This is a genomic window from Rhodococcus sp. ARC_M6 (genome assembly GCF_022810305.1).
GTDB lineage: Bacteria > Actinomycetota > Actinomycetes > Mycobacteriales > Mycobacteriaceae > Rhodococcus_F.
On record NZ_JALGQH010000007.1, the window covers coordinates 54,813 to 78,751 of the forward strand.

General features: G+C 60.4%; 17 protein-coding genes. 16 read left to right on the plus strand and 1 reads right to left on the minus strand.

Annotation, left to right across the window (positions count from 1 at the left end):
• Positions 1 to 72 precede the first annotated feature (72 nt).
• A complete protein-coding gene (gene rplA, locus MTX36_RS10760; protein WP_243619740.1) occupies positions 73 to 792 on the plus strand; it encodes a 50S ribosomal protein L1 in 720 nt (239 codons plus the stop codon).
• A 40-nt stretch (positions 793 to 832) separates the two neighbouring features.
• Here the strand turns inward: rplA and MTX36_RS10765 are convergent, their stop codons facing one another.
• Positions 833 to 2,464 (minus strand): MFS transporter, encoded by a 1,632-nt coding sequence (locus MTX36_RS10765; RefSeq protein ID WP_243619741.1) that lies wholly within the window; start codon positions 2,462 to 2,464, stop codon positions 833 to 835.
• 472 nt (positions 2,465 to 2,936) lie between these two features.
• On the opposite strand from MTX36_RS10765, the gene rplJ reads away from it, so the two are divergent.
• The 15 genes from rplJ to MTX36_RS10840 all read left to right on the plus strand — a co-directional run bounded on the left by rplJ (position 2,937) and on the right by MTX36_RS10840 (position 23,889).
• Positions 2,937 to 3,530: a 50S ribosomal protein L10 gene (rplJ, locus tag MTX36_RS10770; RefSeq protein WP_094271799.1), complete on the plus strand. Its 594-nt coding sequence runs from the start codon at positions 2,937 to 2,939 to the stop codon at positions 3,528 to 3,530.
• 78 nt (positions 3,531 to 3,608) lie between these two features.
• The gene (gene rplL, locus MTX36_RS10775) at positions 3,609 to 3,989 is read left to right on the plus strand and encodes a 50S ribosomal protein L7/L12 (RefSeq protein WP_243619742.1); all 381 of its coding nucleotides are present in this window, start codon (positions 3,609 to 3,611) and stop codon (positions 3,987 to 3,989) included.
• Positions 3,990 to 4,254: 265 nt separating this feature from the next.
• On the plus strand, positions 4,255 to 5,376 hold the full coding sequence (locus tag MTX36_RS10780; protein WP_279394487.1) for an ABC transporter ATP-binding protein: 1,122 nt from the start codon (positions 4,255 to 4,257) through the stop codon (positions 5,374 to 5,376).
• A 9-nt stretch (positions 5,377 to 5,385) separates the two neighbouring features.
• Complete coding sequence (locus tag MTX36_RS10785; RefSeq protein WP_094271802.1) at positions 5,386 to 6,180, plus strand: ABC transporter permease; 795 nt, start codon at positions 5,386 to 5,388, stop codon at positions 6,178 to 6,180.
• Between the two features lie 5 nt (positions 6,181 to 6,185).
• Positions 6,186 to 7,046: an ABC transporter permease gene (locus tag MTX36_RS10790; protein WP_094271803.1), complete on the plus strand. Its 861-nt coding sequence runs from the start codon at positions 6,186 to 6,188 to the stop codon at positions 7,044 to 7,046.
• The gene (locus tag MTX36_RS10795; protein WP_243619743.1) at positions 7,043 to 8,404 is read left to right on the plus strand and encodes an MCE family protein; all 1,362 of its coding nucleotides are present in this window, start codon (positions 7,043 to 7,045) and stop codon (positions 8,402 to 8,404) included. Before MTX36_RS10790 ends, MTX36_RS10795 begins: the two co-directional genes overlap by 4 nt.
• Positions 8,401 to 9,480: an MCE family protein gene (locus MTX36_RS10800; RefSeq protein WP_243619744.1), complete on the plus strand. Its 1,080-nt coding sequence runs from the start codon at positions 8,401 to 8,403 to the stop codon at positions 9,478 to 9,480. The genes MTX36_RS10795 and MTX36_RS10800 overlap by 4 nt, the downstream gene beginning before the upstream one ends.
• On the plus strand, positions 9,477 to 10,472 hold the full coding sequence (locus MTX36_RS10805; RefSeq protein WP_243619745.1) for an MCE family protein: 996 nt from the start codon (positions 9,477 to 9,479) through the stop codon (positions 10,470 to 10,472). The genes MTX36_RS10800 and MTX36_RS10805 overlap by 4 nt, the downstream gene beginning before the upstream one ends.
• Entirely contained in the window at positions 10,472 to 11,719 is a 1,248-nt protein-coding gene (locus tag MTX36_RS10810; protein ID WP_243619746.1) for an MCE family protein, read from the plus strand. Before MTX36_RS10805 ends, MTX36_RS10810 begins: the two co-directional genes overlap by 1 nt.
• The gene (locus MTX36_RS10815) at positions 11,716 to 12,990 is read left to right on the plus strand and encodes an MCE family protein (RefSeq protein WP_243619747.1); all 1,275 of its coding nucleotides are present in this window, start codon (positions 11,716 to 11,718) and stop codon (positions 12,988 to 12,990) included. Before MTX36_RS10810 ends, MTX36_RS10815 begins: the two co-directional genes overlap by 4 nt.
• On the plus strand, positions 12,987 to 14,234 hold the full coding sequence (locus MTX36_RS10820; RefSeq protein ID WP_243619748.1) for an MCE family protein: 1,248 nt from the start codon (positions 12,987 to 12,989) through the stop codon (positions 14,232 to 14,234). Before MTX36_RS10815 ends, MTX36_RS10820 begins: the two co-directional genes overlap by 4 nt.
• Before the next feature lie 105 nt (positions 14,235 to 14,339).
• Positions 14,340 to 14,999 (plus strand): hypothetical protein, encoded by a 660-nt coding sequence (locus MTX36_RS10825; protein ID WP_243619749.1) that lies wholly within the window; start codon positions 14,340 to 14,342, stop codon positions 14,997 to 14,999.
• Between the two features lie 45 nt (positions 15,000 to 15,044).
• Complete coding sequence (locus MTX36_RS10830) at positions 15,045 to 15,869, plus strand: hypothetical protein (protein ID WP_243619750.1); 825 nt, start codon at positions 15,045 to 15,047, stop codon at positions 15,867 to 15,869.
• 439 nt (positions 15,870 to 16,308) lie between these two features.
• A complete protein-coding gene (gene rpoB, locus MTX36_RS10835) occupies positions 16,309 to 19,815 on the plus strand; it encodes a DNA-directed RNA polymerase subunit beta (RefSeq protein ID WP_243619751.1) in 3,507 nt (1,168 codons plus the stop codon).
• Between the two features lie 117 nt (positions 19,816 to 19,932).
• Positions 19,933 to 23,889: a DNA-directed RNA polymerase subunit beta' gene (locus MTX36_RS10840; RefSeq protein ID WP_094271813.1), complete on the plus strand. Its 3,957-nt coding sequence runs from the start codon at positions 19,933 to 19,935 to the stop codon at positions 23,887 to 23,889.
• Positions 23,890 to 23,939: the final 50 nt, after the last annotated feature.

The window sequence follows — 23,939 nt, forward strand, 5'->3', positions numbered from 1 at the left end:
CCCTGACCACAACTGAACCATTCACCCGCTGCAGGTAGTACCGCACTGCGGTGAGAAGTAAGGACAGAACAAATGGCAAAGCGCAGCAAGGCGTACCTCGCCGCCGCTGAGAAGATCGACGCAGACAAGCTCTACAGCCCGCTTCAGGCTGCAAAGCTCGCCAAGGAGACGTCGTCCACCAAGATGGATTCAACCGTTGAGGTTGCAGTTCGTCTGGGCGTCGACCCCCGTAAGGCTGACCAGATGGTCCGCGGAACGGTCAACCTGCCCCACGGCACCGGTAAGACCGCTCGCGTCATCGTGTTCGCTGTTGGCGAGAAGGCAGCAGAAGCTGAGGCTGCAGGCGCTGACGTAGTCGGTGCAGAAGACCTGATCGAGCGCATCCAGGGTGGATGGGTCGATTTCGACGCCGCAATCGCGACCCCTGACCAGATGGCCAAGGTCGGCCGCATCGCCCGAGTCCTCGGACCCCGTGGCCTGATGCCGAACCCGAAGACGGGCACCGTTACGGCGGATGTCACGAAGGCTGTCAACGACATCAAGGGCGGAAAGATCAACTTCCGCGTCGACAAGCAGGCCAACCTGCACTTCGTCATCGGCAAGGCATCGTTCGACGATGAGAAGCTGGTGGAGAACTACGGCGCAGCGCTGGACGAGATCCTGCGTGCGAAGCCCTCGTCGGCTAAGGGCCGCTACGTGAAGAAGATCACGGTTTCGACCACCACCGGTCCGGGCATCCCGGTGGATCCGAACCGTACGCGCAACCTCCTCGAGGATGCTGCAGACGCGTAAGCAGTTCGCTGAACACTAGAAGGCCGGTAGGGATCACTCCCTACCGGCCTTCTTGCTGTTCGTCAGTCCTTCTTTCCCAAGCGAGCAATACCGAGTCGTTGTCCGCGGGTGCCCAGGGGAGGAAAACCGCGACGACAACAGCGCAGATCAAGACGGATCCGGTCGCGACCAGTGAGGCTGTGTGCGAACCTTCGAGGACTGCGGACTTCATCGAGGTGATCAGCGTCTCGCGTGAGGCGTCGAAGATCTGCGGCACTTCCCGTTCACGCATCTCGAGGACACTGAGTACCGAGGCTTTCGCGAATCCCTTTTCGTCGTCGGACATCATCGCGTCGGGCACCTGGTCGATGAGGGGACTGACTTTGCTGGAGTAGTACGACGCGACGATCGATCCGAGAACTGCGACGCCGAGGGTGCCGCCAATTTCGCGCGTCGTGTCGTTGACCGCCGAGCCTGCGCCGGCCTCGTCGAGTGGGAGTGAGGACATGATCGATTCGGTCGCGGGACCCTGGACAATGCCGAGTCCGAGTGCCATGAACACCATCGACGGCAGAACGTCGATTAAGTAGCTGCTGTTCACGTCGACGAGTCCGCCGAGGAACAGCCCGAGACCGGTGAGAAGCAGGCCGGTCACTATGACAGCAGTGGACCCGATTCTTTGGGCCAGGAGCGTCGCGACCGGTGCGCCGACGGCCACCGACACGGCAAACGGCAACGATGCCACCCCGAATTCGAATGGCGTGTACTCGCGAACACCTTGGAAGTACTGGGTGATCAGAAACAGGAAGCCGAACATCGAGAAGTACGCGATGGCGATGGCGAGCGCGGGTAGAGCAAAACGGCGGTTGCGGAACAGGCGCATGTCGAGAATTGGCGAGGCAGTGTGCAGTTCCCACGCAACGAACCCGACGAGGATCGCTACGGCGCCGATACCGACGCCCAGAGTTGTCGAACTCAGCCAGCCATAGCGAGGGGCCTCGATGATTGCCCAGACGAGAAGCGTGATGCCGGTGATCGACAAGACGATTCCGAGCTTGTCGACACGGGAAACCTTCGACGACTTCGACTCCGGAACCCAACGCAGGACTGCAAGGACCGCGACGGCGGCGACCGGAACGTTTATCCAGAAGACGGAATGCCAGGAGAAGTGTTCAAGAAGCCAGCCGCCGGACATCGGACCGATAGCGATCGCGAATCCGGCCATCGCAGTCCAAGCGGCAATGGCAAGTGCGCGTTCACGTGAATCGTCGAAGATGTTGATGATGAGGGCCAGAGTTGCCGGAAAGACCGCTGCGGCAAAGATTCCCATCGCGGCCCGGGCAGCGATGACCTGCTCCAATGAACCCGACATCGCCCCCGCGACAGACATGACTCCGACGCCGATCAGTCCGACGATCATTATCTTCCGACGACCATGCCTGTCGCCGAGGTTGCCGAAGGCGAGTAGTAGTCCGGCAAACGTGAGTGTGTAGGCGTCGACAACCCACTGAAGTCCGCTGACATTCGTACGAAGTTCGACGCCGATCGAGGGCAGAGCTACGTTCACGATCGTGTTGTCGAGAACGACCAACAATTCGGCAAGGCAGATGACGGCAAGCGCGATGAATCGTCCGGAGCGGGAGGTGATCGGTGACCTTCGGGCTTCCGGTGGCATTTCTGTGGTGTGCGTCATGGAGCAACGCTAACCTTTAACCGTTACTTTAAGTTACGTATAATTCGACATATTTCATGGCTTGCGCATCACATCCGGACTACCTTGTGACGCACTTCACTGGTGAGATGTTCGGATTGCGGGCGAGTTGGAGATGCACTCCCATGTGCGGTAGTCTTCGACACGAAGTTCAGTGCTGGATATGAACTTCACCCCAAAATCATGTTCTACCCAAGACCGTTGGTTATTGCACTCAGAAATGAGTGTGGTTGAAAGTCCGGGATTGCCCGGCGCCCACGCAGGAGGACGAGGTAGGGGGAAACTGTCGGAAGCGGTTCAATCCGTTCCTGTTTGTCTCCTCTGTACGCCCCGTGCGCCCTGCGCCGGGGCGTTTTGCATGTCTTAGGTCCTTCGCCTTGTGTCGAGTCGGGTTTCCCGGCGAGGCGCAGCGGTTCCGAAGTGGGATAACGACTGTCACGAGAGGAGGCGAAGTATGGCAAAGCCTGAGAAGATTTCTGCAGTTGCAGAAATCACCGAGCAGTTCAAGGGTTCGACCGCTGCTGTGGTCACGGAATACCGTGGTCTGTCAGTGGGCAACATCACGACACTGCGACGCGCTCTCGGAGAAGGTGCCACCTACTCCGTCGCCAAGAACACCCTGGTTAAGCGTGCCGCCAAAGAGGCTGGCATCGAGGGCCTTGATGACCTGTTCGTCGGACCGACCGCCATTGCATTCATCAAGGGCGAACCGGTCGACGCTGCGAAGGCACTGAAAAACTTCGCAAAGGACAACAAGGCGCTCATCATCAAGGGCGGCTACATGGACGGCGCTGCGCTGTCCGTGGACGAGGTCAACAAGATCGCGGATCTCGAATCCCGCGAAATCCTGTTGGCTAAGCTTGCCGGCGCGATGAAGGGCAACTTGGCAAAGGCCGCAGGCCTGTTCAATGCTCCCGCTTCGCAGATGGCCCGTTTGGCTGCTGCACTGCAGGAGAAGCTGGCCGCAGAAGGCGGAGCTTCGGCTCCCGTCGAAGCTGCCGAAGAGGCTGCTACCGAGGCTCCGGCCGAGGCCGAAGCCGAAAGCTGATCCGCACCCGCGCATCACTGCTATAACCCCGCCCGGTCGCGGATCAGCGACATGGGACTTACCGGAAGGACCGCCACAATGGCGAAGCTCAGCACCGAAGAATTGTTGGACCAGTTCAAGGAGCTCACCCTCCTCGAGCTCTCGGAGTTCGTTAAGGCATTCGAGGAGACCTTCGAGGTCACCGCTGCTGCTCCCGTCGCCGTCGCCGTTGCAGGCGCACCGGCTGCCGAGGCTGCTGAAGAGCAGGACGAGTTCGACGTCGTCCTCGAGTCGGCTGGCGACAAGAAGATCCAGGTCATCAAGGTCGTCCGTGAGGTCGTTTCCGGCCTCGGCCTGAAGGAAGCCAAGGATCTCGTCGAGAGCGCTCCGAAGGCAATCCTCGAGAAGGTTTCGAAGGACGCAGCAGAAGCTGCAAAGGAAAAGCTCGAAGGCGCCGGCGCGAAGATCGTCATCAAGTAAGACGGTTTTCCCCGCTGCTCTCACGAGTGGTAGAAGAGGGTCACTTCCAACGGGAAGTGGCCCTCTTTTTTGATCTTTTCTGATCAATTTTTCGCGCGAGATTTGTCCGAATAGATGCAGGTCGGAGACTGTGCGCGACCGGCCCTGCCTGGTGAATTGTGTTCCTTCCCTACCGGTTAGTAGTATTCGCGGTCACGGGTAACACATACATGCGATAGAGTGACCCAACCCACATGGGGTGCATGCATCGGACATCGCGGAGGTAATGGTGGGAGTCGAGGTAGCGGTACAAGGGCTGACAAAGTCTTTCGGGTCGCAAAGGATTTGGCAGGATGTGTCGTTGACGCTCCCTGCCGGTGAGGTCAGTGCTCTTCTGGGACCGTCGGGCACCGGTAAGTCGGTATTTTTGAAGTCCCTGATCGGCCTGCTCCGCCCTGAACAGGGTTCGATCGTGATCGACGGAACGGACATTCTCCAGTGCTCCTCCAAGGAGCTCTACGAGATCCGCAAGTTGTTCGGTGTGCTCTTTCAGGACGGCGCACTGTTCGGTTCCATGAACTTGTACGACAACATCGCATTCCCGTTGCGTGAGCACACTAAGAAGTCCGAGTCCGACATCCGCAAGATCGTGATGGAGAAGCTCGATCTGACGGGTCTCGTCGGCGCCGAGGACAAGCTCCCGGGTGAGATCTCCGGCGGTATGCGTAAACGTGCAGGTCTGGCTCGGGCGCTCGTTCTCGATCCCGAAATCATCCTCGTCGACGAGCCGGACTCCGGTCTCGACCCGGTGCGCACCACCTACATCAGCCAGACGCTCATCGACATCAACGCGCAGAGCGACGCCACGATTCTGATCGTGTCGCACAACATCAACCTCGCTCGGACCGTGCCGGACAACATCGGCATGCTTTTCCGTCGCCAACTCGTCATGTTCGGCCCGCGTGAGGTGCTCCTGACGTCGGACGAGCCCGTCGTCAAGCAGTTCCTCAACGGCACCATGATCGGTCCGATCGGTATGTCGGAGGAGAAGGACGAAGCACAGATGGCTCACGAGCAGGCGCTCGTTGATGCCGGTCACCACGCTGGTGGCGTCGAGGATGTCGAGGGCATCGTTCCGCAGATGAAGGCAACGCCCGGTAACCCGGAGCGTCAGGCCGTCGGACGCCGTCAGGAACGTGTCCGTCAGATCATGCACACCCTTCCGGCAAACGCGCAGGCCGCAATTGCGGACAGCCTGAACGAAGCGGGCGTGGGTGGCCAGTACGATCCGCAATACGCCGACGCAAGCGGTTACGCGGGCGAGTGGGACGGAAATTCGCAGGACACGCAGGTGATCCCTGCATACGAGGGCGATCCATACGGAAACACGACCCACGGGCAAGGGTAGGCATATCGGATGGGTGTCACCCGCAATTCGGTTCTGAGTCCGGTCAACGGAGCGCTAACTCAGGCCGGAAATATCGTCGAGCTGTTTGTCGAGGTCGTCAAGAACACGTTCAGACGCCCATTTCAGTTTCGCGAGTTCATCGAGCAGGCGTGGTTCATCGCCAGCGTGACGATCTTGCCGACTGCATTGGTCGCTATTCCGTTCGGCGCCGTCGTCTCACTGCAGACAGGCTCACTGATCAAGCAACTCGGTGCTGAGTCGTTCACCGGCGCCGCCAGCGTCTTGGCGGTGATTCAGCAGGGCAGTCCGCTTGTGACAGCACTGCTGGTCGCCGGTGCGGCCGGCTCGGCGGTGACCGCCGACCTCGGATCGCGAACTATTCGCGAAGAGATCGATGCCATGGAAGTGCTGGGCATCAATCCCATTCAGCGACTTGTGGTTCCACGTGTTCTCGCGATGATCCTTATCGCAGTGTTGCTGAACGGACTTGTGTCCGTCGTCGGTATTGCGGGTGGCTACTTCTTCAATGTGATTCTGCAGGGCGGCAATCCGGGCGCGTACATCTCGTCGTTCTCGGCCTTTGCGCAGCTGCCCGACCTGTGGAGCGGCGAGATCAAAGCCGCGGTGTTCGGGGTCATCGCGGGCGTTATCTCGTCGTACAAGGGACTTCATCCGTCAGGTGGGCCCAAGGGCGTCGGTGAAGCGGTCAACCAGGCCGTGGTCATCACGTTCTTGTTGCTGTTCTTCGCCAATCTGATTCTGACGATGGTGTACCTCCAGATCGTGCCGGCGAAGGGATCTTGACCTAAATGACCATCGCACGAGGCCGCGGCGACCAGTTTCTACTGAGAAGTCGCAAGCTCGCCCGAATGCCACTCAATGTGCTCGACCGCGCGGGCGAACAAATGTCGTTCTATGCGCGTGCCATTGCCTGGACTCCGCGCACACTGCACCGCTACCGCAAGGAAACGCTTCGTCTGTTGGCCGAAGTTACCTTCGGCAGTGGCGCTTTGGCTGTCATCGGCGGAACCATCGGCGTCATTGCGATGATGTCGGGATTCACCGGCGTCGTTGTCGGCTTGCAGGGATTTGCCGCACTCGAACAGTTGGGTAGCTCGGTTCTGACGGGCTTCCTGTCGGCGTACGTCAATACCCGTGAGATTGCGCCGATCGTTGCTGCGCTGGCACTTTCGGCGACCGTGGGTTGTGGCTTCACCGCACAACTGGGCGCGATGCGAATCTCGGAGGAGATCGACGCCCTCGAAGTCATGGCAGTTCCGTCGGTACCGTTCCTGGTCACGACGCGCATGATCGCCGGCTTTGTTGCCGTGATTCCGCTGTACATCGTGGGCCTGCTCGCCGCGTATCTCGCTTCGCGTGTGATCAGCACCGTGTTCAACGGACAGTCGACGGGCTCGTACGACCACTACTTCAACTTGTTCCTGCCACCGCAAGACGTGTTGTACTCGTTTGCGAAGGTCCTGGTCTTCGCGTTCGTGCTGATTCTGATCCACTGCTACTACGGGTTCCACGCGTCGGGCGGTCCCGCGGGGGTGGGCGTGGCTGTCGGTCGCGCGGTTCGCGCCGCCATCGTGACCATCGCGGTACTGGACTTCTTCCTCAGCCTCGCAATCTGGGGAACCACGACGACAGTGAGGGTGGCCGGATGATCGAGGCTCCGTCAGTACTGCGCCGTCGTGTGCTGGGACTTGTGTTCTTCGTTGTGCTGGCACTGTTTCTCGTCTTCACGATCGGAACATTCAACAAGGCGTTCAAGGAGGTCGTGAAAGTCGACCTCGTCACGGACTCCGTGGGAAATGCCTTGCCACCCAATGCCGACGTGAAGGTCCGCGGGTTGTTGGTGGGTGAGGTGCGTTCGGCATCGACCACAGACGGCCAGGTAACTTCCGTTCTTGCGATCGACCCGGATAAAGCGGATCAGATCCCGTCCAATGTGACTGCGCGTCTACTTCCGAAGACGCTGTTCGGCGAGCGCTACGTGTCGTTGATCATCCCGGAGGGGACTACGGCACCACCGATTTCGGCGGGAACTGTGCTTCACCAGGACAAGAGCGGCAACGCTGTCGAGGTGGGTGAAGTCCTCGACGGTTTGCTTCCCCTGCTGCAGGCAATTCCGCCCCAGGATCTCGCGAACACGCTCGGTTCACTTGCACAAGGTCTTTCGGGTCGTGGCACTGAACTCGGATTCACCGTCGATCGACTCGAAGAGATCTTCCGAGAGGTCAACACCGAACTGCCTGCAGTCCAAGAAGATTTGCGCAAGTTCGCAGACTTCTCGCAGACGTACTCCGACGCCGCGCCCGATCTGGTGAATGCTCTCGATAGTCTTCGGACTACCGGAACAACGGTGGTCGAGAAGAAGGATCAGGTAAACACTCTGCTGGCATCGTTGACTGCAACGTCCTCGAACACCGCCGCCTTCCTCGAAACCAACGCGTCGTCGATCATCACCTTGGCCGCCGACTCCACGGAAGCACTGCAGTTGTTGGCACAGTACTCACCGACATTTGGGTGCACCTTCAAGGGATTCTCGGACGCGGCACCCGATGCAGCGCAGATTCTTTCCGTAGACGCACCCAATCCCGGTGTCCGTGCAAACATTCAGATCGTGAATCCGAAGGGGCGCTACCTGCCTAACCAGGACGAACCTCGGCTCGTGGATAACCGTGGACCGGTGTGCTACGACAACGTGACCGAACCCGGCATGCCTTTCCCGCAGTACCCCGGTGGTTCGTACGGTGACGGTTCCTACCAGGTTCCTTCGCGAAACGGTGGGCCGGAAACCATGGAGTTCCTGCCGGCGCCGGAAGGCTCCGGACCCCAGATGTTCTCGACCAACAACAGCGGTCCCGTGCAGCAGGCCGGGTACGCCGGCTCGAAACTCGAAGAGGATACGTTGAAGGTGATTTACGGACAGGCTAATGGTGTTGCGCCGGATGATGTTCCGTCGTGGACAACCATGGTCAGCGCTCCGGCCTTCGCCGGCGCGGAGGTGAGCTTCCAATGAGAGGCCTTGCAGCTCCGCTGACAAAACTCATCATCTTCATCGTCGTGACCATCTTGGCTACGGGCTTGCTTGCAGCGAGTATCGCGAACCTCGGAGGAGGCGGCGGAACCAAGTTCAATGCGGTGTTCTCCGATGTCACGTCGTTGAACGAAGGCGATGAGGTTCGTATCGCCGGCGTTCGTGTCGGTCAGGTCGAGAAGATCGCGATCGTCAACGATAACCAAGCCGAAGTTCAGTTCTCGGTTTCCGATCGAGACTGGTTGCCGGCCAGTTCCATTGCCACGATCCGCTTTCGCAACCTTGTCGGTCAGCGATACATTTCTCTGGCGCAGGGGGAGGGGAGTCAGGGTAAGAAGCTGAACGCGGGCGACACACTTCCACTCGATCAGACTCGTCCTGCCGTCAATCTCACGACGCTGTTCAACGGCTTCAAGCCGCTGTTCACCACACTCAGTGCTGAGGATGTGAACAAGCTTTCGTACCAGATCATCCAGGTTTTCCAGGGTGAGTCGGGAACGATCGGTGAACTAGTCCGAAACACAGCGAGTCTCACCAATACGGTGGCAGACAAGGACGTAGTCATCGGGGCGGTCATCAAGAATCTCAACGATGTACTCGCGACCGTGAATGCGAATGACAAGAACCTGGATTCGCTCATCATCAACACTCAACAACTGGTCACCGGATTGGCCAACGAGCGGGGTGTTGTCGGTTCCGCAGTCACCTCACTCGCCGGTCTGACCGACGCGACCGCCGATCTGTTGGAGCCGACGCGTCCCTCGATTCAGGGGTCGATCACGGCGCTCAACACGCTGGCGACAACTCTGAATCGTCGTAGTGACGACGTGAATTCGGTGCTGTCGACGTTGCCGGTCAAGCTCGAGAAGTTGGCGCGCGTGGCCAGTTACGGCTCGTGGTTCCAGTTCTATCTGTGCGGAATCGACATCGTCGCCGGTCCCGGGCAGTCAGCGTCGCTGAACTTGCCGACCGGGCTGCCTACGGTCAACCAGCCGATCTACACCAACGCGGCCACCCGATGCACTCAAGACGGAATCAAGGAGTTGCAGGGCCGATGAAAAAACGTCGCAGTCCGGCAATGGCCGGCGCCATCGGCATCTTCGTGGTGCTACTGGCAACTTTGTCCGCGTTCTTCCTCGATTCACTCCCATTCGTCGGCGCAGGTTCTTCGTACGCTGCCGAATTCTCAGAAGCTGCGGGCCTCAAGCCCGGCAACGAGGTTCGTATCGCCGGTGTGAAGGTCGGCAAGGTAACGTCCGTCGACCTCGATAGGGATCGTGTGCTGGTGGACTTCAAGGTGAAGGACGCGTGGGTGGGGGACCAGACATCGGCGTCCATCCAGATCAAAACGATTTTGGGTCAGAAGTATCTTGCTCTCGATCCGCGCGGCACCGAGAACCTCGATCCCAAGGAACGGATTCCGCTGGCACGCACCACGTCTCCGTACGACGTCGTGCAGGCCTTCTCGGCGGCGTCCGACACGGTCGGTGAGATCGACACCGACCAGTTGGCCAAGAGCATGGAGACGCTGTCCGAGGCATTCTCCGAGACCCCGGATGATGTCCGGGCCTCGCTCGACGGCGTGAGTCGGTTGTCGCAGACGATCGCGAGCCGCGATCAGGACTTGCAGAAGCTATTCGACGCAACAGGAAAGACTTCGCAGATCCTGGCTGACCGGAACGTAGAATTCACTCAGCTGATCAGGGACGGCGGATTGCTGGTGCAGGAGTTGAACAATCGCCAGCAGTCGATTTCGCAACTGCTCACCGGAACTCAGCGAGTGTCGCAGCAGCTCACCGGTCTTGTCCGTGACAATGAGGCGGCGATCGGACCAGCGCTGACGCAGCTCAACGGTGTCATCGACATTCTGGAAGCCAACAACGAGAACTTGGACAAGGCTCTGAAGCTCTACGAACCCTTTATCCGCTTGTACGCCAACGTGGTCGGTAACGGTCGTTGGTTCGATCAGGTCGTCGTCAACCTTCTTCCGCCGGGTCTGCCGGACATTCCGGGTTACCGCGAACCGATGCGTACGTTGGGAGGCAACTGATGGCTGACACTGCAGAAGCCGGCAGGGGCTCCAAGAAGCGAACTCTTGCGATTGTCGCTGCGGGGTTGATCGGTGTGCTGGTTATCGTCGGGGGCCTGTGGTGGGTGTTGACCCGCGCCGGCACAACCACGATCACGGCCTACTTCGACAAGTCGATCGGAATCTACGACGGCTCCGACATTCGAATTCTCGGCGTCAAGGTCGGCAGCGTCACGTCGGTCGAACCGCAGGGCGACCAAGTCAAGGTCGAAATGCGAGTCGATCGTGGGATCGATATCCCGGTGGATGCCAACGCGGCACAGATCACGCCGTCGGTGGTTGCCGACCGTTACATTCAGCTCAGCCCCGTCTTCACCGGCGGCGAGAAGATGGCCAGCGGTTCGGAGATCCCGATCGACCGAACTGCTACTCCGGTCGAGGTCGACCAGCTGTATGCCAGTATCAACGACCTCTCGGCGGCGCTCGGCCCCGAAGGTGCGAACAAGGACGGTGCGCTCTCGAAGTTCGTGGAGACCGGCGCAGCCAACCTGGACGGGAACGGACTTGCATTGGGGGAGAGCATTACCCAGCTGTCCGACGCGGCCCGCACCTTGAACGACTCGCGAGACAACATCTCGATCACGATCAAGAACCTCAATACTTTTGTCGGGGCGTTGGCAACCAACGACCAGCAAGTGCGCCAGTTCAATACGCAGTTGTCAGACCTCACGGGTTTTCTGGCCGGCGAGCGTGATGATCTGGGTGCCGCTCTGAATCAGTTGTCGTTGGCACTCGGGGACGTCGCGAAGTTCGTGGCAGACAACCGCGATCAGTTGGTGACGACCGTAGACGGTTTGGTTGCACCGACTCAGACGTTGGCGGACAACAAGGAGGGGCTCGCAAACACCTTGACCATGTTGCCGCTTGCGATCTCCAACCTCGTGAACTCGTACGACGCCGAAGCTGGTGTTCTTGCTTCACGTTTGGCATTCCCCGACCTGGAGAATCCGGCCGCTGTGTTGTGCAAGTTGATGGATGTCGGCAAGTTGCTTCCCGGCGATCCGCGATTCGAGCAGTTGGGACGACAGATGCAGCCGGCTATCGATCAGTGCGCGGGCGTTGCAGCGATGTCGGATGCGGCCGAGAAGGCGAAGAACCTGAATCTTCCCTTCGGGATTCTGGCCGGTCCGGAGCGTCAAACCCAGGTAGTGCCGGGCACAGTGCCCGGTGTTGTGTCACCGCGACTGACCAGTGGGGAGGGCGAGTGAAGCGCACATTGATCGTGGGCGCAGGACTCTGCGCGGTATTGCTCGGCGCCACGGCATGCTCGTCGGAAGGCATCTACGCCGTTCCGCTTCCGGGTGGACCGGATGTCGGATCGGATCCGATGAACCTGACTATCCAATTTGACGACGTCCTGGATCTCGTTCCGCAGTCTGCCGTCAAGGTGGACGGTGTTCCGGTCGGCCGGGTCGAGAAGGTGACGGTCGGTCCGGACGGTTGGACTGCCGACGTGGGAATCATCTTGGATTCGTCGGTTGACCTGCCGGCCAATGCCGTTGCGGCAGTAGAACAGACCAATCTGCTCGGCGAGAAGTTCATTCAGCTTTCGGCTCCGCCGAGTGGATCGGACACCACGGCAAAATTGGCCGATGGCGACCTGATTCCGCTGGATCGGACGCGTCATGCCACCGAGATCGAACAGGTGCTCGGTGCATTGTCACTGCTGCTCAACGGCGGCGGTGTCGGCCAATTGCAGCCAATCGTGCAGGAACTCGGCGCAGCCTTCGACGGCCGTGAAGGAAAGACGAGAAGTCTTCTGGAACAGGCAAACACGCTGATCGGTGGATTGAACGAACAGCGCGACGACATTACTCGTGCCCTGGACGGACTCGATGTTCTGTCCACTCGCGTCAACGATCAGACCGAGAAGATCGGCAAGATCCTCGAGGAATTGCCCGTTGCGACACAGGTTCTCAACGAGCAGCGTCCGCAGTTGACGCAGATGCTCACCCAGGTCGATCGCCTCGGAACCGTAGGCACCGATGTCCTCACACAGTCGAAGAACGACTTGATCGCGGACTTGCAGGCGCTGCGGCCGACGCTGCAGGCCTTGGCGGATTCTGGTGACGATTTTGTAGGCGCACTTCCGTTCCTGCCGACCTTCCCGTTCCCCGACGGCGTCGAGAAGATCACTCAGGGTGGATCCGTGAACCTCTTCTTGGTGGTCGACTTGCAGATCGGTAACACACTCTCCGGACTCGGTGTCGGACAGGGAGATCCCGAATATCGCCAGCCGAAGTTCGGCGACCCCAAGCCGGTGGTCGATCCGTCCAACCCGTACTACAACGGGAATGGTCCACGGCCAGGTTGGCCGACGGTTTCACTCCTCCCGATCGCGCCGATTCTGCCGCAGTTGCCGGTGGTCGCCGCGTTGCCGGTGGCGCCGACAGGTGATGCTGTTGCTCCGGCCGCGAACGGCCCGCTCAACCCCATCCAGGGAATGCTGGATCAGTTCGGAATCGGTGGTGGACAATGAGATCAGCTCTGGTCAAATGGCAACTCGTCGGCTTCGTGCTGGTTGCGCTTCTCGGGCTCGTCTATGTGGGTGCCAAGTACGTACGTCTCGACAATCTCATGGGTTTCGGTCAGTACACGGTCAAGACTGAATTGGCGACGTCGGGCGGAATCTTCACCAACGCCGAGGTTACGTACCGCGGTGTGCCGGTGGGACGCGTCGGTGATATGTCGTTGACGTCCAACGGTATCGAGGTCGATCTGATGATCGACAGCAGTGCCCCGCAAATCCCGGCGTCGACAAAGGCCGTGGTGGCCAACCGCTCGGCTATCGGCGAGCAGTTCGTGGATTTGATTCCTGACACCGATCAGGGTCCGTTCCTTCAGGACGGATCGGTGATCGCGGTGGGTGACACGACGACGCCGATTCCGGTGGAAGAGGTGCTGGGCAGCGCCAACGGGTTGGTGCATTCCGTACCGGTCGACGCACTCCATACCGTCGCTGTCGAGTTGGGCGCAGCGTTCAACGGTAAGGGTGAAGACATCCAGGTCCTCGCAGATTCGCTGTCCGGTCTCTCTCAGTCCGGATTGGACACGCTGCCACAGACTCTCGGACTGATCCGAGACAGTGAGACTGTGCTCACGACGCAGTCGGATCAGTCGTCAGCGATCAAGCAGTTCAGTGCTGATCTCGATGTTGTTGCCGCGCAACTCCGTACGAGCGACCCCGACATCAGGCGTTTGATCGACAACGGCATCCCCGCGAGCGATCAGATCGGGGCGCTCATCAACGAGGGCGGTCCGTCGCTGACCACCGACCTCACCAATCTTGCGGCGACCACCAAGACCTTGGCCCCACGCGCAATTGCATTGCAACCGTTCCTGATCTTCCTGCCGGGCTTGGCAGCTGCGGCCCCGACAGTGGCTCCGGGTGACGGAACTGTGCACCAGGGATTGGTGCTGGAGACCAATAATCCGCTCTCGTGCACCGTCGGATACGAAGGCACGATGGCAATCATCAACGACATGAAGCGCAAGGATCCGAACTTCGACGACACGCAGCAGGATTTCCCGCTCAATACGGCAGCGTCCTGTGAAGTTCCGTTGGGTAGCGAGACCGGTGTCCGAAGTGCAAACCGGGTGATCTACGCCGATCCGGACACGATCCAGCCGTGGGATTTCAAGCCGAAGGTAGACCCGGACAAGCTGAACCTCAATCCGATCGCCACTCAGTTGGCGCCGTTGGTCGGAGTCACGCCCAAGTAATCTGCGCGTGAGGTATCGGAGTCTGTGCAGCTCAGGCAACTTCAGTTGTGGCAGTTGAGAGTTCGTGGCCATAGTCTGAGCAATACAGTTAAGTAGGGTAGTGACGTGATTCAGAAAAGCAGTTCGAAGGGGTCGACAGCACCGCTTGTTGCGGTCGGTGTTCTCCTCCTGGTGGCACTTGTTGCGCTCGGTGTGTTCGGTGTCGGGTATTTCAAGGCACGCAACGTTGCCGAGATTCGCAACGAGGCATTGGTGGGGGCTCAGCAAGTTGCGATCAATCTCAACAATGCCGACGCCGCCAATCTCGATGCCTCGATCGCGAACATGCGGTCATCGGTAACCGGAGACGAGATGACAACGTATCTGCAGACCGTTCAGGACTCCATCACGGATGAATTGCGGAACTCCGGATCCAAGGCGGACACGGAGGTCGTGCAGGCCGCGCTCTCCGAACTCAATACGGACGACCGGACTGCAACGGCGCTTGTTGTCGTGAAGGTGACCACTACCCAGGGCAACCAGTATGTGAAGAATCAGCTCGGCATGAGGCTGGGCATGGTCGAGGTCGACGGTGTTTGGAAGGCGCAGTCGGCTGAACCGATCGGCAACCGGGTGGATCTGGATTCGGGCACGCTGCCGGGCACTGATGGTTCCGCACCGGCTGATGGTTCCGGACCGGCTTCTGATGCACCGGCAGTCCCTGGTGCCGTGACCCCAGCGCCAGCACCAGCACCGAGTGAAGGCGGCGATACCGGTGGTCAGTAGTAACCCGACCCGGATCTGTCCAGTCCTTCGAAGGAGAAGCGCGTAATGCCACCCAAGCGCAAAGCCGGGATGCCACCGGTCAATCCGAACCGACGACCGAAGATCGCCGGATCAGCCCGCTCGTTGAACGTCCCCGCGGGGACGCCGGGTACCGAACCCGTCGAGCCTGAGGCAGTCGAGATAACTTCACCCTCAGTCGAGACGCCGGCCGTCGAGGCAACACCGGCCGCCGATGTTCCGAAAACAAGTCTGAAGAAGCGCCAGGCGCCTCAGCCGGCTGAATCCACACCGGCCGAGGGGTCGGCGGAGGCTCCGTCCGAGCCCGAGGTGGGGGAGACGGCAGCAGAAACCACTGAATCTTCCGGCGCCGAGCATTCGGGTCGAACCCAGTGGGGTCTCGTCGCGGGAGTCGGGGCGGCCGCAGTGGTGGTCGCAGTGGTCGCCGGCCTCGCGTTCTTCAAAGTGGGCGTACAAATGGACGACGTCGCTTGGGTGGATGAGGGTGCAACGGCGGAAGTGCTCCGGATTACGCCTCCGGCGCTGGAAGCTGTGTTCACATTTGCTCCCGATACCTTCGACGCTGATTTCGACAAGGGCGTACAGGGGCTCAATCAAGCCATGCGCGACCAGTTGACTCAATACAAGGACACGCAGAAGGCCGGCGTCGAACAGACGCAGACGGCGACTACAGCGGACGTCACGGAGATCGGCATTACGCGGCTCGAAAAGGACCGGGCGCAGTTGCTCGCCCAGTTGAATGTGAGTTCGACGCAGAGTGGAGTGGCCGCCGGCTCGCGGTCCGGGATGGTTGTCGTCAGCTTGGAGAAGCAGGACGGGAACTGGCTGATCTCGGAGATCGCGGATCGCTAGGGTCCTGGCAATGTTCGAGAATCTGGACCGGAGTGGAAATTCCGGTCCAGATTTTTCATTTCCGGGCTAAGGTCTCGGTACAATGTCCCGGAAGTGTTCGAATCCTCGCTAATCTGATGTTCGAATGCCGCGACACGCCCTGGCGCTCTTGACGCAACGGGCCGCAAGGTCCAGTCTGATCGGTGAACACGCGCAGACCCTGAATCTACGGCCTACGCCAGTACCTGAATCTGACCCCTCCGTACACCCGACTCGACATTTCCTGAGTAAGGGTGTACTTTTGGACGTTGCGCTGGCTGCCTCCTGTCCACCCCTCGTCTCAACCGCTGCGAAGTCAAGAACTTCTTGCTTTCTGCGACGGGTTTCGTTCGGGTTGTAACCAGCGAAATTCGAAGCAGATACAGCGGCGGTCGCAACAGTACGGAGCGGCCCGCGTGAGGTGCTGGAAGGACGCATCTTGGCAGTCTCTAGCCAGACCAAGGCAGTTTCCGGAATCCCCGGAGCCCCGAAGAGGGTTTCGTTCGCGAAAGTTCGCGAACCCCTCGATGTTCCCGGGCTTCTTGATGTTCAAACCGATTCGTTCGAGTGGTTGATCGGCGCGCAGAGTTGGCGCGAACGAGCAGCAGCTCTCGGCGACAATGCAGTGTCCGGCGGTCTCGAAGACATCCTCGCGGAGCTTTCTCCGATCGAGGATTTCTCCGGCTCTATGTCACTCTCCTTCTCTGATCCTCGATTCGACGAGGTCAAGGCCTCGACGGACGAGTGCAAAGACAAGGACATGACCTACGCGGCGCCTTTGTTCGTCACCGCGGAGTTCATCAACAACAACACTGGTGAGATCAAGAGCCAGACGGTCTTCATGGGTGATTTCCCGATGATGACCCCTAAGGGCACTTTCATCATCAACGGCACGGAGCGCGTGGTCGTCTCGCAGCTCGTGCGTTCTCCCGGTGTGTACTTCGACGTGAGCGTCGACAAGAGCACCGAGAAGGATCTGCACAGCGTCAAGGTGATCCCGGGTCGTGGAGCATGGCTCGAATTCGACGTCGACAAGCGTGACACCGTTGGTGTCCGTATCGACCGTAAGCGTCGTCAGCCCGTTACCGTCCTGCTCAAGGCACTCGGCTGGACCACGGAGCAGATCACGGAGCGCTTCGGCTTCTCCGAGATCCTCATGGCCACGCTGGAGAAGGACAACACCGCCGGCACAGATGAGGCGTTGCTCGATATCTACCGCAAGCTGCGTCCGGGCGAGCCCCCCACCAAGGAGAGCGCGCAGACGCTGCTGGAGAACTTGTTCTTCAAGGACAAGCGTTACGACCTCGCTCGTGTGGGTCGTTACAAGATCAACAAGAAGCTCGGCCTGAACGCCGGCCAGCCGATCGTTGCATCGACGCTTACCGAAGAAGACATCGTCGCGACAGTTGAGTACCTCGTGCGTTTGCACGCTGGTGACCTGTCGATGACGGCTCCGGACGGCGTCGAGGTTCCCGTCGAGGTCGATGACATCGACCACTTCGGCAACCGTCGTCTGCGTACCGTCGGCGAGCTCATTCAGAACCAGATCCGCGTGGGCCTGTCCCGCATGGAACGCGTGGTTCGTGAGCGCATGACAACGCAGGACGTCGAGGCAATCACGCCTCAGACACTGATCAACATCCGCCCGGTCGTCGCTGCGATCAAGGAGTTCTTCGGAACGTCCCAGCTGTCGCAGTTCATGGACCAGAACAACCCGCTGTCGGGGCTGACGCACAAGCGTCGTCTGTCCGCCCTCGGCCCGGGTGGTCTGTCCCGTGAGCGCGCCGGCCTCGAGGTTCGCGACGTTCACCCGTCGCACTACGGCCGCATGTGCCCGATCGAGACCCCAGAAGGCCCGAACATCGGCCTGATCGGTTCACTGTCGGTCTACGCACGCGTCAACCCGTTCGGCTTCATCGAAACGCCGTACCGCCAGGTTGTCGACGGACAGGTCACCGACATCGTCGATTACCTGACCGCCGACGAAGAGGACCGTCACGTCGTCGCTCAGGCCAACTCGGCCATCGACCGTGAAGGCCGCTTCACCGACGCGAAGATCCTTGTCCGTCGTAAGGGTGGCGAGGTCGAGTTCGTCTCGTCCACCGACATCGACTACATGGACGTTTCGCCGCGCCAGATGGTGTCCGTCGCTACCGCGATGATTCCGTTCCTCGAGCACGACGATGCAAACCGTGCCCTGATGGGCGCGAACATGCAGCGTCAGGCTGTCCCGCTGGTACGCAGCGAGGCTCCTCTCGTGGGTACCGGTATGGAGCTGCGTGCAGCTGTGGATGCCGGCGACGTCATCATCACCGAGAAGACGGGTGTGGTGGAGGAAATCTCCGCTGACTTCGTCACGGTTATGGCTGACGACGGAAGTCGCAAGACGTACCGGATGCGTAAGTTTGCTCGCTCCAACCAGGGCACCTGCGCCAACCAGCGTCCGATCGTGGACGAGGGACAGCGCGTCGAAGCCGGCCAGGTTCTGGCCGACGGTCCTTGCACGGAGAACGGCGAGATGGCGCTGGGCAAGAACTTGCTCGTCGCGATCATGCCGTGGGAAGGCCACAACTACGAGGACGCGATCATTCTGTCGCAGCGCCTCGTGGAAGAGGACGTCCTGACCTCGATTCACATCGAGGAGCATGAGATCGATGCCCGCGACACCAAGCTCGGTGCCGAGGAAATCACTCGCGACATCCCGAACGTCTCCGACGAGGTCCTCGCTGACCTCGACGAGCGCGGCATCATCCGTATCGGTGCCGAGGTTCGTGACGGCGACGTGCTGGTCGGAAAGGTCACGCCGAAGGGCGAGACCGAGCTGACCCCCGAAGAGCGCCTCCTTCGCGCCATCTTCGGTGAGAAGGCTCGCGAGGTTCGTGACACGTCCCTCAAGGTTCCTCACGGTGAGACCGGCAAGGTCATCGGCATCCGCGTCTTCTCGCGTGATGACGACGACGATCTGCCTCCCGGTGTCAACGAGCTCGTCCGCGTGTACGTGGCACAGAAGCGCAAGATCCAGGACGGCGACAAGCTCGCCGGCCGCCACGGTAACAAGGGCGTCATCGGCAAGATCCTGCCGCAGGAAGACATGCCGTTCCTCTCGGACGGCACGCCTGTCGACATCATCCTGAACACGCACGGCGTCCCGCGTCGTATGAATATCGGTCAGGTCCTGGAGACCCACCTCGGGTGGATCGGCAAGACCGGCTGGAATATTCAGATTGCGGCTGACGGCACCCGTCCGGACTGGGCTGCGACCCTGCCGGAAGAGATGCTGTCCGCTCCCGCCGACTCGAACATCGCCACCCCGGTGTTCGACGGCGCGAAGGAAGACGAGCTCACTGGTCTTCTTGCCTCCACAATCCCGAACCGTGACGGCGAGCAGATGGTCGGACCCGACGGAAAGGCCACCTTGTTCGACGGCCGCTCCGGCGAGCCGTTCCCGTACCCGGTCTCGGTCGGTTACATGTACATCATCAAGCTGCACCACTTGGTCGACGACAAGATCCACGCTCGTTCGACCGGTCCGTACTCGATGATCACGCAGCAGCCTCTCGGTGGTAAGGCCCAGTTCGGTGGCCAGCGCTTCGGTGAGATGGAGTGCTGGGCGATGCAGGCCTACGGCGCGGCTTACACGCTGCAGGAACTGCTGACCATCAAGTCGGACGACGTGGTCGGTCGAGTCAAGGTGTACGAAGCCATCGTCAAGGGCGAGAACATCCCGGAACCCGGCATCCCCGAGTCGTTCAAGGTGCTCCTCAAGGAGCTCCAGTCGCTCTGCCTCAACGTGGAGGTGCTGTCCTCGGACGGTGCTGCCATCACGATGGCAGACGGCGACGACGAGGACTTGGAGCGAGCTGCAGCGAACTTGGGCATCAACCTGTCCAGGAACGAAGCAGCGACGGTCGACGACCTCGCGAACTAGGTTTCGGTCCCCGGGTTGCTCTTTCAAGAGCAGCCCGGGGGCGTAGTTCACATTTGAATTGGCAGTCAGGTTGCCGGGTAACCGGCAACCGTAACCCCAACGGGGAAAGGAAGTTACGTGCTCGACGTCAACTTCTTCGATGAACTCCGCATTGGCTTGGCCAGCGCAGAGGACATCCGCAATTGGTCCTACGGCGAGGTCAAGAAGCCGGAGACCATCAACTACCGAACGCTCAAGCCTGAGAAGGACGGACTCTTCTGCGAGAAGATCTTCGGCCCCACCAGGGACTGGGAGTGCTACTGCGGTAAGTACAAGCGTGTCCGCTTCAAGGGCATCATCTGTGAGCGTTGTGGCGTCGAGGTAACTCGCGCCAAGGTTCGTCGTGAGCGCATGGGTCACATCGAACTGGCCGCACCGGTCACGCACATCTGGTACTTCAAGGGTGTGCCGAGCCGCCTCGGTTACCTGCTCGACCTGGCTCCGAAGGATCTCGAAAAGATCATCTACTTCGCTGCCTACGTCATCGTCGGTGTCGACGAGGAGCTCCGTCACAACGAGCTGTCCACCCTCGAAGCCGAGATGCAGGTCGAGAAGAAGGCTGTCGCAGATCAGCGCGACGCCGATCTCGAGGCACGCGCACAGAAGCTCGAAGCAGATATCGCCGAGCTCGAGGCAGAGGGCGCCAAGTCCGATGTCCGCCGCAAGGTCAAGGACGGCGGCGAGCGCGAAATGCGTCAGCTCCGTGACCGCGCACAGCGTGAGCTGGATCGTCTCGACGAGATCTGGACCACTTTCACCAAGCTGAGCGTCAAGCAGCTCATCATCGACGAGCTCCTGTACCGCGAGCTTGTCGACCGTTACGGCGAGTACTTCACGGGTGCGATGGGCGCAGAGTCCATCCAGATCCTGATGCAGAACTTCGACCTCGACGCCGAGGCAGAGTCTCTTCGCGAGACCATCCGCAGCGGCAAGGGCCAGAAGAAGCTGCGTGCTCTCAAGCGCCTCAAGGTGGTTGCGGCTTTCCAGACCAACGGCAACTCGCCGATGGGCATGGTCCTCAACGCTGTTCCGGTGATCCCGCCGGAGCTTCGCCCGATGGTTCAGCTCGACGGTGGACGTTTCGCGACGTCCGACCTCAACGATCTGTACCGCCGTGTCATCAACCGCAACAACCGCCTCAAGCGACTGATCGATCTCGGTGCTCCCGAGATCATCGTCAACAACGAGAAGCGGATGCTGCAGGAGTCGGTCGACGCACTGTTCGACAACGGTCGTCGTGGACGTCCGGTCACCGGACCCGGTAACCGCCCGCTGAAGTCCCTGAGCGATCTGCTCAAGGGCAAGCAGGGTCGTTTCCGTCAGAACCTCCTCGGTAAGCGTGTCGACTACTCGGGTCGTTCGGTTATCGTCGTCGGTCCTCAGCTGAAGCTGCACCAGTGTGGTCTGCCCAAGCTGATGGCGCTGGAGCTCTTCAAGCCGTTCGTGATGAAGCGTCTGGTTGATCTGAACCACGCGCAGAACATCAAGTCGGCCAAGCGCATGGTCGAGCGCAAGCGCGTCCAGGTGTGGGATGTCCTCGAAGAGGTCATCGCCGAGCATCCCGTGCTGCTCAACCGTGCACCTACGCTGCACCGTCTGGGTATCCAGGCATTTGAGCCGCAGCTGGTCGAGGGCAAGGCCATTCAGCTCCACCCGCTGGTGTGTGAGGCCTTCAACGCCGACTTCGACGGTGACCAGATGGCTGTGCACCTTCCGCTGTCAGCGGAGGCGCAGGCCGAGGCTCGCATCTTGATGCTGTCCTCGAACAACATCCTGTCGCCCGCTTCGGGTCGTCCGCTCGCCATGCCGCGTCTGGACATGGTCACGGGTCTGTTCCACCTCACTCGTCTCGACGAGGGTGTTGTGGGCGAGCTCGTTGCGCCGAGTCACGACAGTGCCGAGCAGGGCGTGTACTCCAGCCCCGCCGAGGCACAGATGGCCGTCGATCGTGGCGCGCTGACGGTTCAGTCGCTCATCAAGGTGCGTCTGACCACCCAGCGTCCGTCGCGTGAGCAGGAGAACGAAGTGTTCCCCGAGGGCTGGAAGTACGGCGAAAGCTGGACTGCAGTCACCACTTTGGGTCGCGTGCTCTTCAACGAGCTGCTTCCGGCGGACTACCCGTTCGTCAACGAGCAGATGCCGAAGAAGCGTCAGGCAACGATCATCAACGATCTCGCCGAGCGTTACCCGATGATCGTCGTTGCTCAGACCGTCGACAAGCTCAAGGACGTCGGCTTCTACTGGGCCACGCGTTCCGGTGTCACCATCTCCATCTCGGACGTTCTCGTTCCGCCGGAGAAGCCTGCCATCATCGAGGACTTCGAGGCTCAGGCCGACAAGATCGAGAAGCAGTACCAGCGCGGTGCTTTGGACAAGAAGGAGCGCAACAGCGCTCTGGTCACCATTTGGCAGGAAGCGACCGAAAAGGTCGGCAAGGCCATGGAGGCTCACTTCCCCGACGACAACCCGATCCCGATGATCGTGAAGTCCGGCGCAGCCGGCAACATGACTCAGGTTCGTTCGCTCGCCGGTATGAAGGGCCTGGTGACAAACCCGAAGGGTGAGTTCATCCCGCGTCCGATCAAGTCTTCCTTCAAGGAAGGCCTGACCGTTCTCGAGTACTTCATTAACACTCACGGTGCTCGTAAGGGTCTGGCCGATACCGCTCTGCGTACCGCCGACTCGGGTTACCTGACCCGTCGTCTGGTGGACGTGTCGCAGGACGTCATCGTTCGCGAGACCGACTGTGGCACCGAGCGCGGCATTGTCACGACCATCTCGGAGAAGCAGGCCAATGGCTCGATGATCCGCGATGCTCACGTCGAGACCAGCACGTACGCACGTACGTTGGCTGCCGACGCGATCGACGAGAACGGCAACGTCATCGTCGAGCGTGGACACGATCTCGGTGACCCCGCGATCGACGCTCTGCTCGAGGCCGGCATCACGCAGGTCAAGGTCCGTTCGGTCCTTACCTGCACCACCGGCACCGGCGTTTGCGCCACTTGCTACGGCCGTTCCATGGCCACCGGCAAGCTGGTCGACATCGGTGAGGCTGTCGGTATTGTTGCCGCACAGTCGATCGGTGAGCCCGGTACCCAGCTGACCATGCGTACTTTCCACCAGGGTGGTGTGGCAGGAGCCGACATCACCGGTGGTCTGCCGCGTGTCCAGGAGCTGTTCGAGGCACGTGTGCCGAAGGGCAAGGCTCCGATCGCGGACGTCACCGGTCGGGTACAGCTCGAAGACGGCGATCGTTTCTACAAGATCACGATCGTGCCGGACGACGGCGGCGAAGAGGTTGTCTACGACAAGCTCAGCAAGCGTCAGCGTCTGCGTGTCTTCAAGCACGCCGACGGCGAAGACCGCCTTCTGACAGACGGTGACCACGTCGAGGTTGGACAGCAGCTCATGGAAGGTGCTGCCGATCCCCACGAGGTCCTGCGAGTCATGGGTCCGCGTCAGGTTCAGATCCACTTGGTCAACGAGGTCCAGGAGGTGTACCGGAGCCAGGGTGTGTCGATCCACGACAAGCACATCGAGGTCATCGTGCGCCAGATGCTTCGTCGCGTGACGATCATCGATTCCGGTGCCACCGAGTTCCTGCCCGGCTCGCTCACTGAGCGCGCCGAGTTCGAATCGGCCAACCGCCGCGTTGTCGCTGAGGGCCGCGAGCCCGCAGCAGGCCGTCCGGTGCTCATGGGTATCACGAAGGCGTCGCTCGCGACGGATTCGTGGCTGTCCGCGGCATCGTTCCAGGAGACCACTCGCGTCTTGACCGATGCGGCAATCAACTGCCGCTCGGACAAGCTGATCGGTCTGAAGGAAAATGTCATCATCGGAAAGCTGATCCCTGCCGGTACCGGTATCAACCGTTACCGCAACATCCAGGTTCAGCCCACCGAAGAAGCTCGCGCCGCTGCTTACGCAGTGCCCGCGTACGACGACCAGTACTACAGCCCGGACGGCTTCGGCCAGAACACCGGCGCTGCAGTTCCGCTGGACGACTACGGCTTCAGCAACGACTACCGCTAGCGGTTAGCCGTTAAAAGAAACCCCCTACCTCGTACGAGGTAGGGGGTTTC

What these genes read in the sequence shown, in the direction of transcription:
- MTX36_RS10805 (WP_243619745.1), top strand. Translation starts at nt 9,477, where the DNA reads ATGAAAAAACGTCGCAGTCCGGCAATGGCCGGCGCCATCGGCATCTTC.
- MTX36_RS10830 (WP_243619750.1), top strand. Translation starts at nt 15,045, where the DNA reads ATGCCACCCAAGCGCAAAGCCGGGATGCCACCGGTCAATCCGAACCGA.
- MTX36_RS10780 (WP_279394487.1), top strand. Translation starts at nt 4,255, where the DNA reads ATGGTGGGAGTCGAGGTAGCGGTACAAGGGCTGACAAAGTCTTTCGGG.
- MTX36_RS10790 (WP_094271803.1), top strand. Translation starts at nt 6,186, where the DNA reads ATGACCATCGCACGAGGCCGCGGCGACCAGTTTCTACTGAGAAGTCGC.
- rplL (WP_243619742.1), top strand. Translation starts at nt 3,609, where the DNA reads ATGGCGAAGCTCAGCACCGAAGAATTGTTGGACCAGTTCAAGGAGCTC.
- MTX36_RS10810 (WP_243619746.1), top strand. Translation starts at nt 10,472, where the DNA reads ATGGCTGACACTGCAGAAGCCGGCAGGGGCTCCAAGAAGCGAACTCTT.
- MTX36_RS10800 (WP_243619744.1), top strand. Translation starts at nt 8,401, where the DNA reads ATGAGAGGCCTTGCAGCTCCGCTGACAAAACTCATCATCTTCATCGTC.
- MTX36_RS10765 (WP_243619741.1), bottom strand. Translation starts at nt 2,464, where the DNA reads ATGACGCACACCACAGAAATGCCACCGGAAGCCCGAAGGTCACCGATC.
- MTX36_RS10795 (WP_243619743.1), top strand. Translation starts at nt 7,043, where the DNA reads ATGATCGAGGCTCCGTCAGTACTGCGCCGTCGTGTGCTGGGACTTGTG.
- MTX36_RS10820 (WP_243619748.1), top strand. Translation starts at nt 12,987, where the DNA reads ATGAGATCAGCTCTGGTCAAATGGCAACTCGTCGGCTTCGTGCTGGTT.
- rplJ (WP_094271799.1), top strand. Translation starts at nt 2,937, where the DNA reads ATGGCAAAGCCTGAGAAGATTTCTGCAGTTGCAGAAATCACCGAGCAG.
- rplA (WP_243619740.1), top strand. Translation starts at nt 73, where the DNA reads ATGGCAAAGCGCAGCAAGGCGTACCTCGCCGCCGCTGAGAAGATCGAC.
- MTX36_RS10785 (WP_094271802.1), top strand. Translation starts at nt 5,386, where the DNA reads ATGGGTGTCACCCGCAATTCGGTTCTGAGTCCGGTCAACGGAGCGCTA.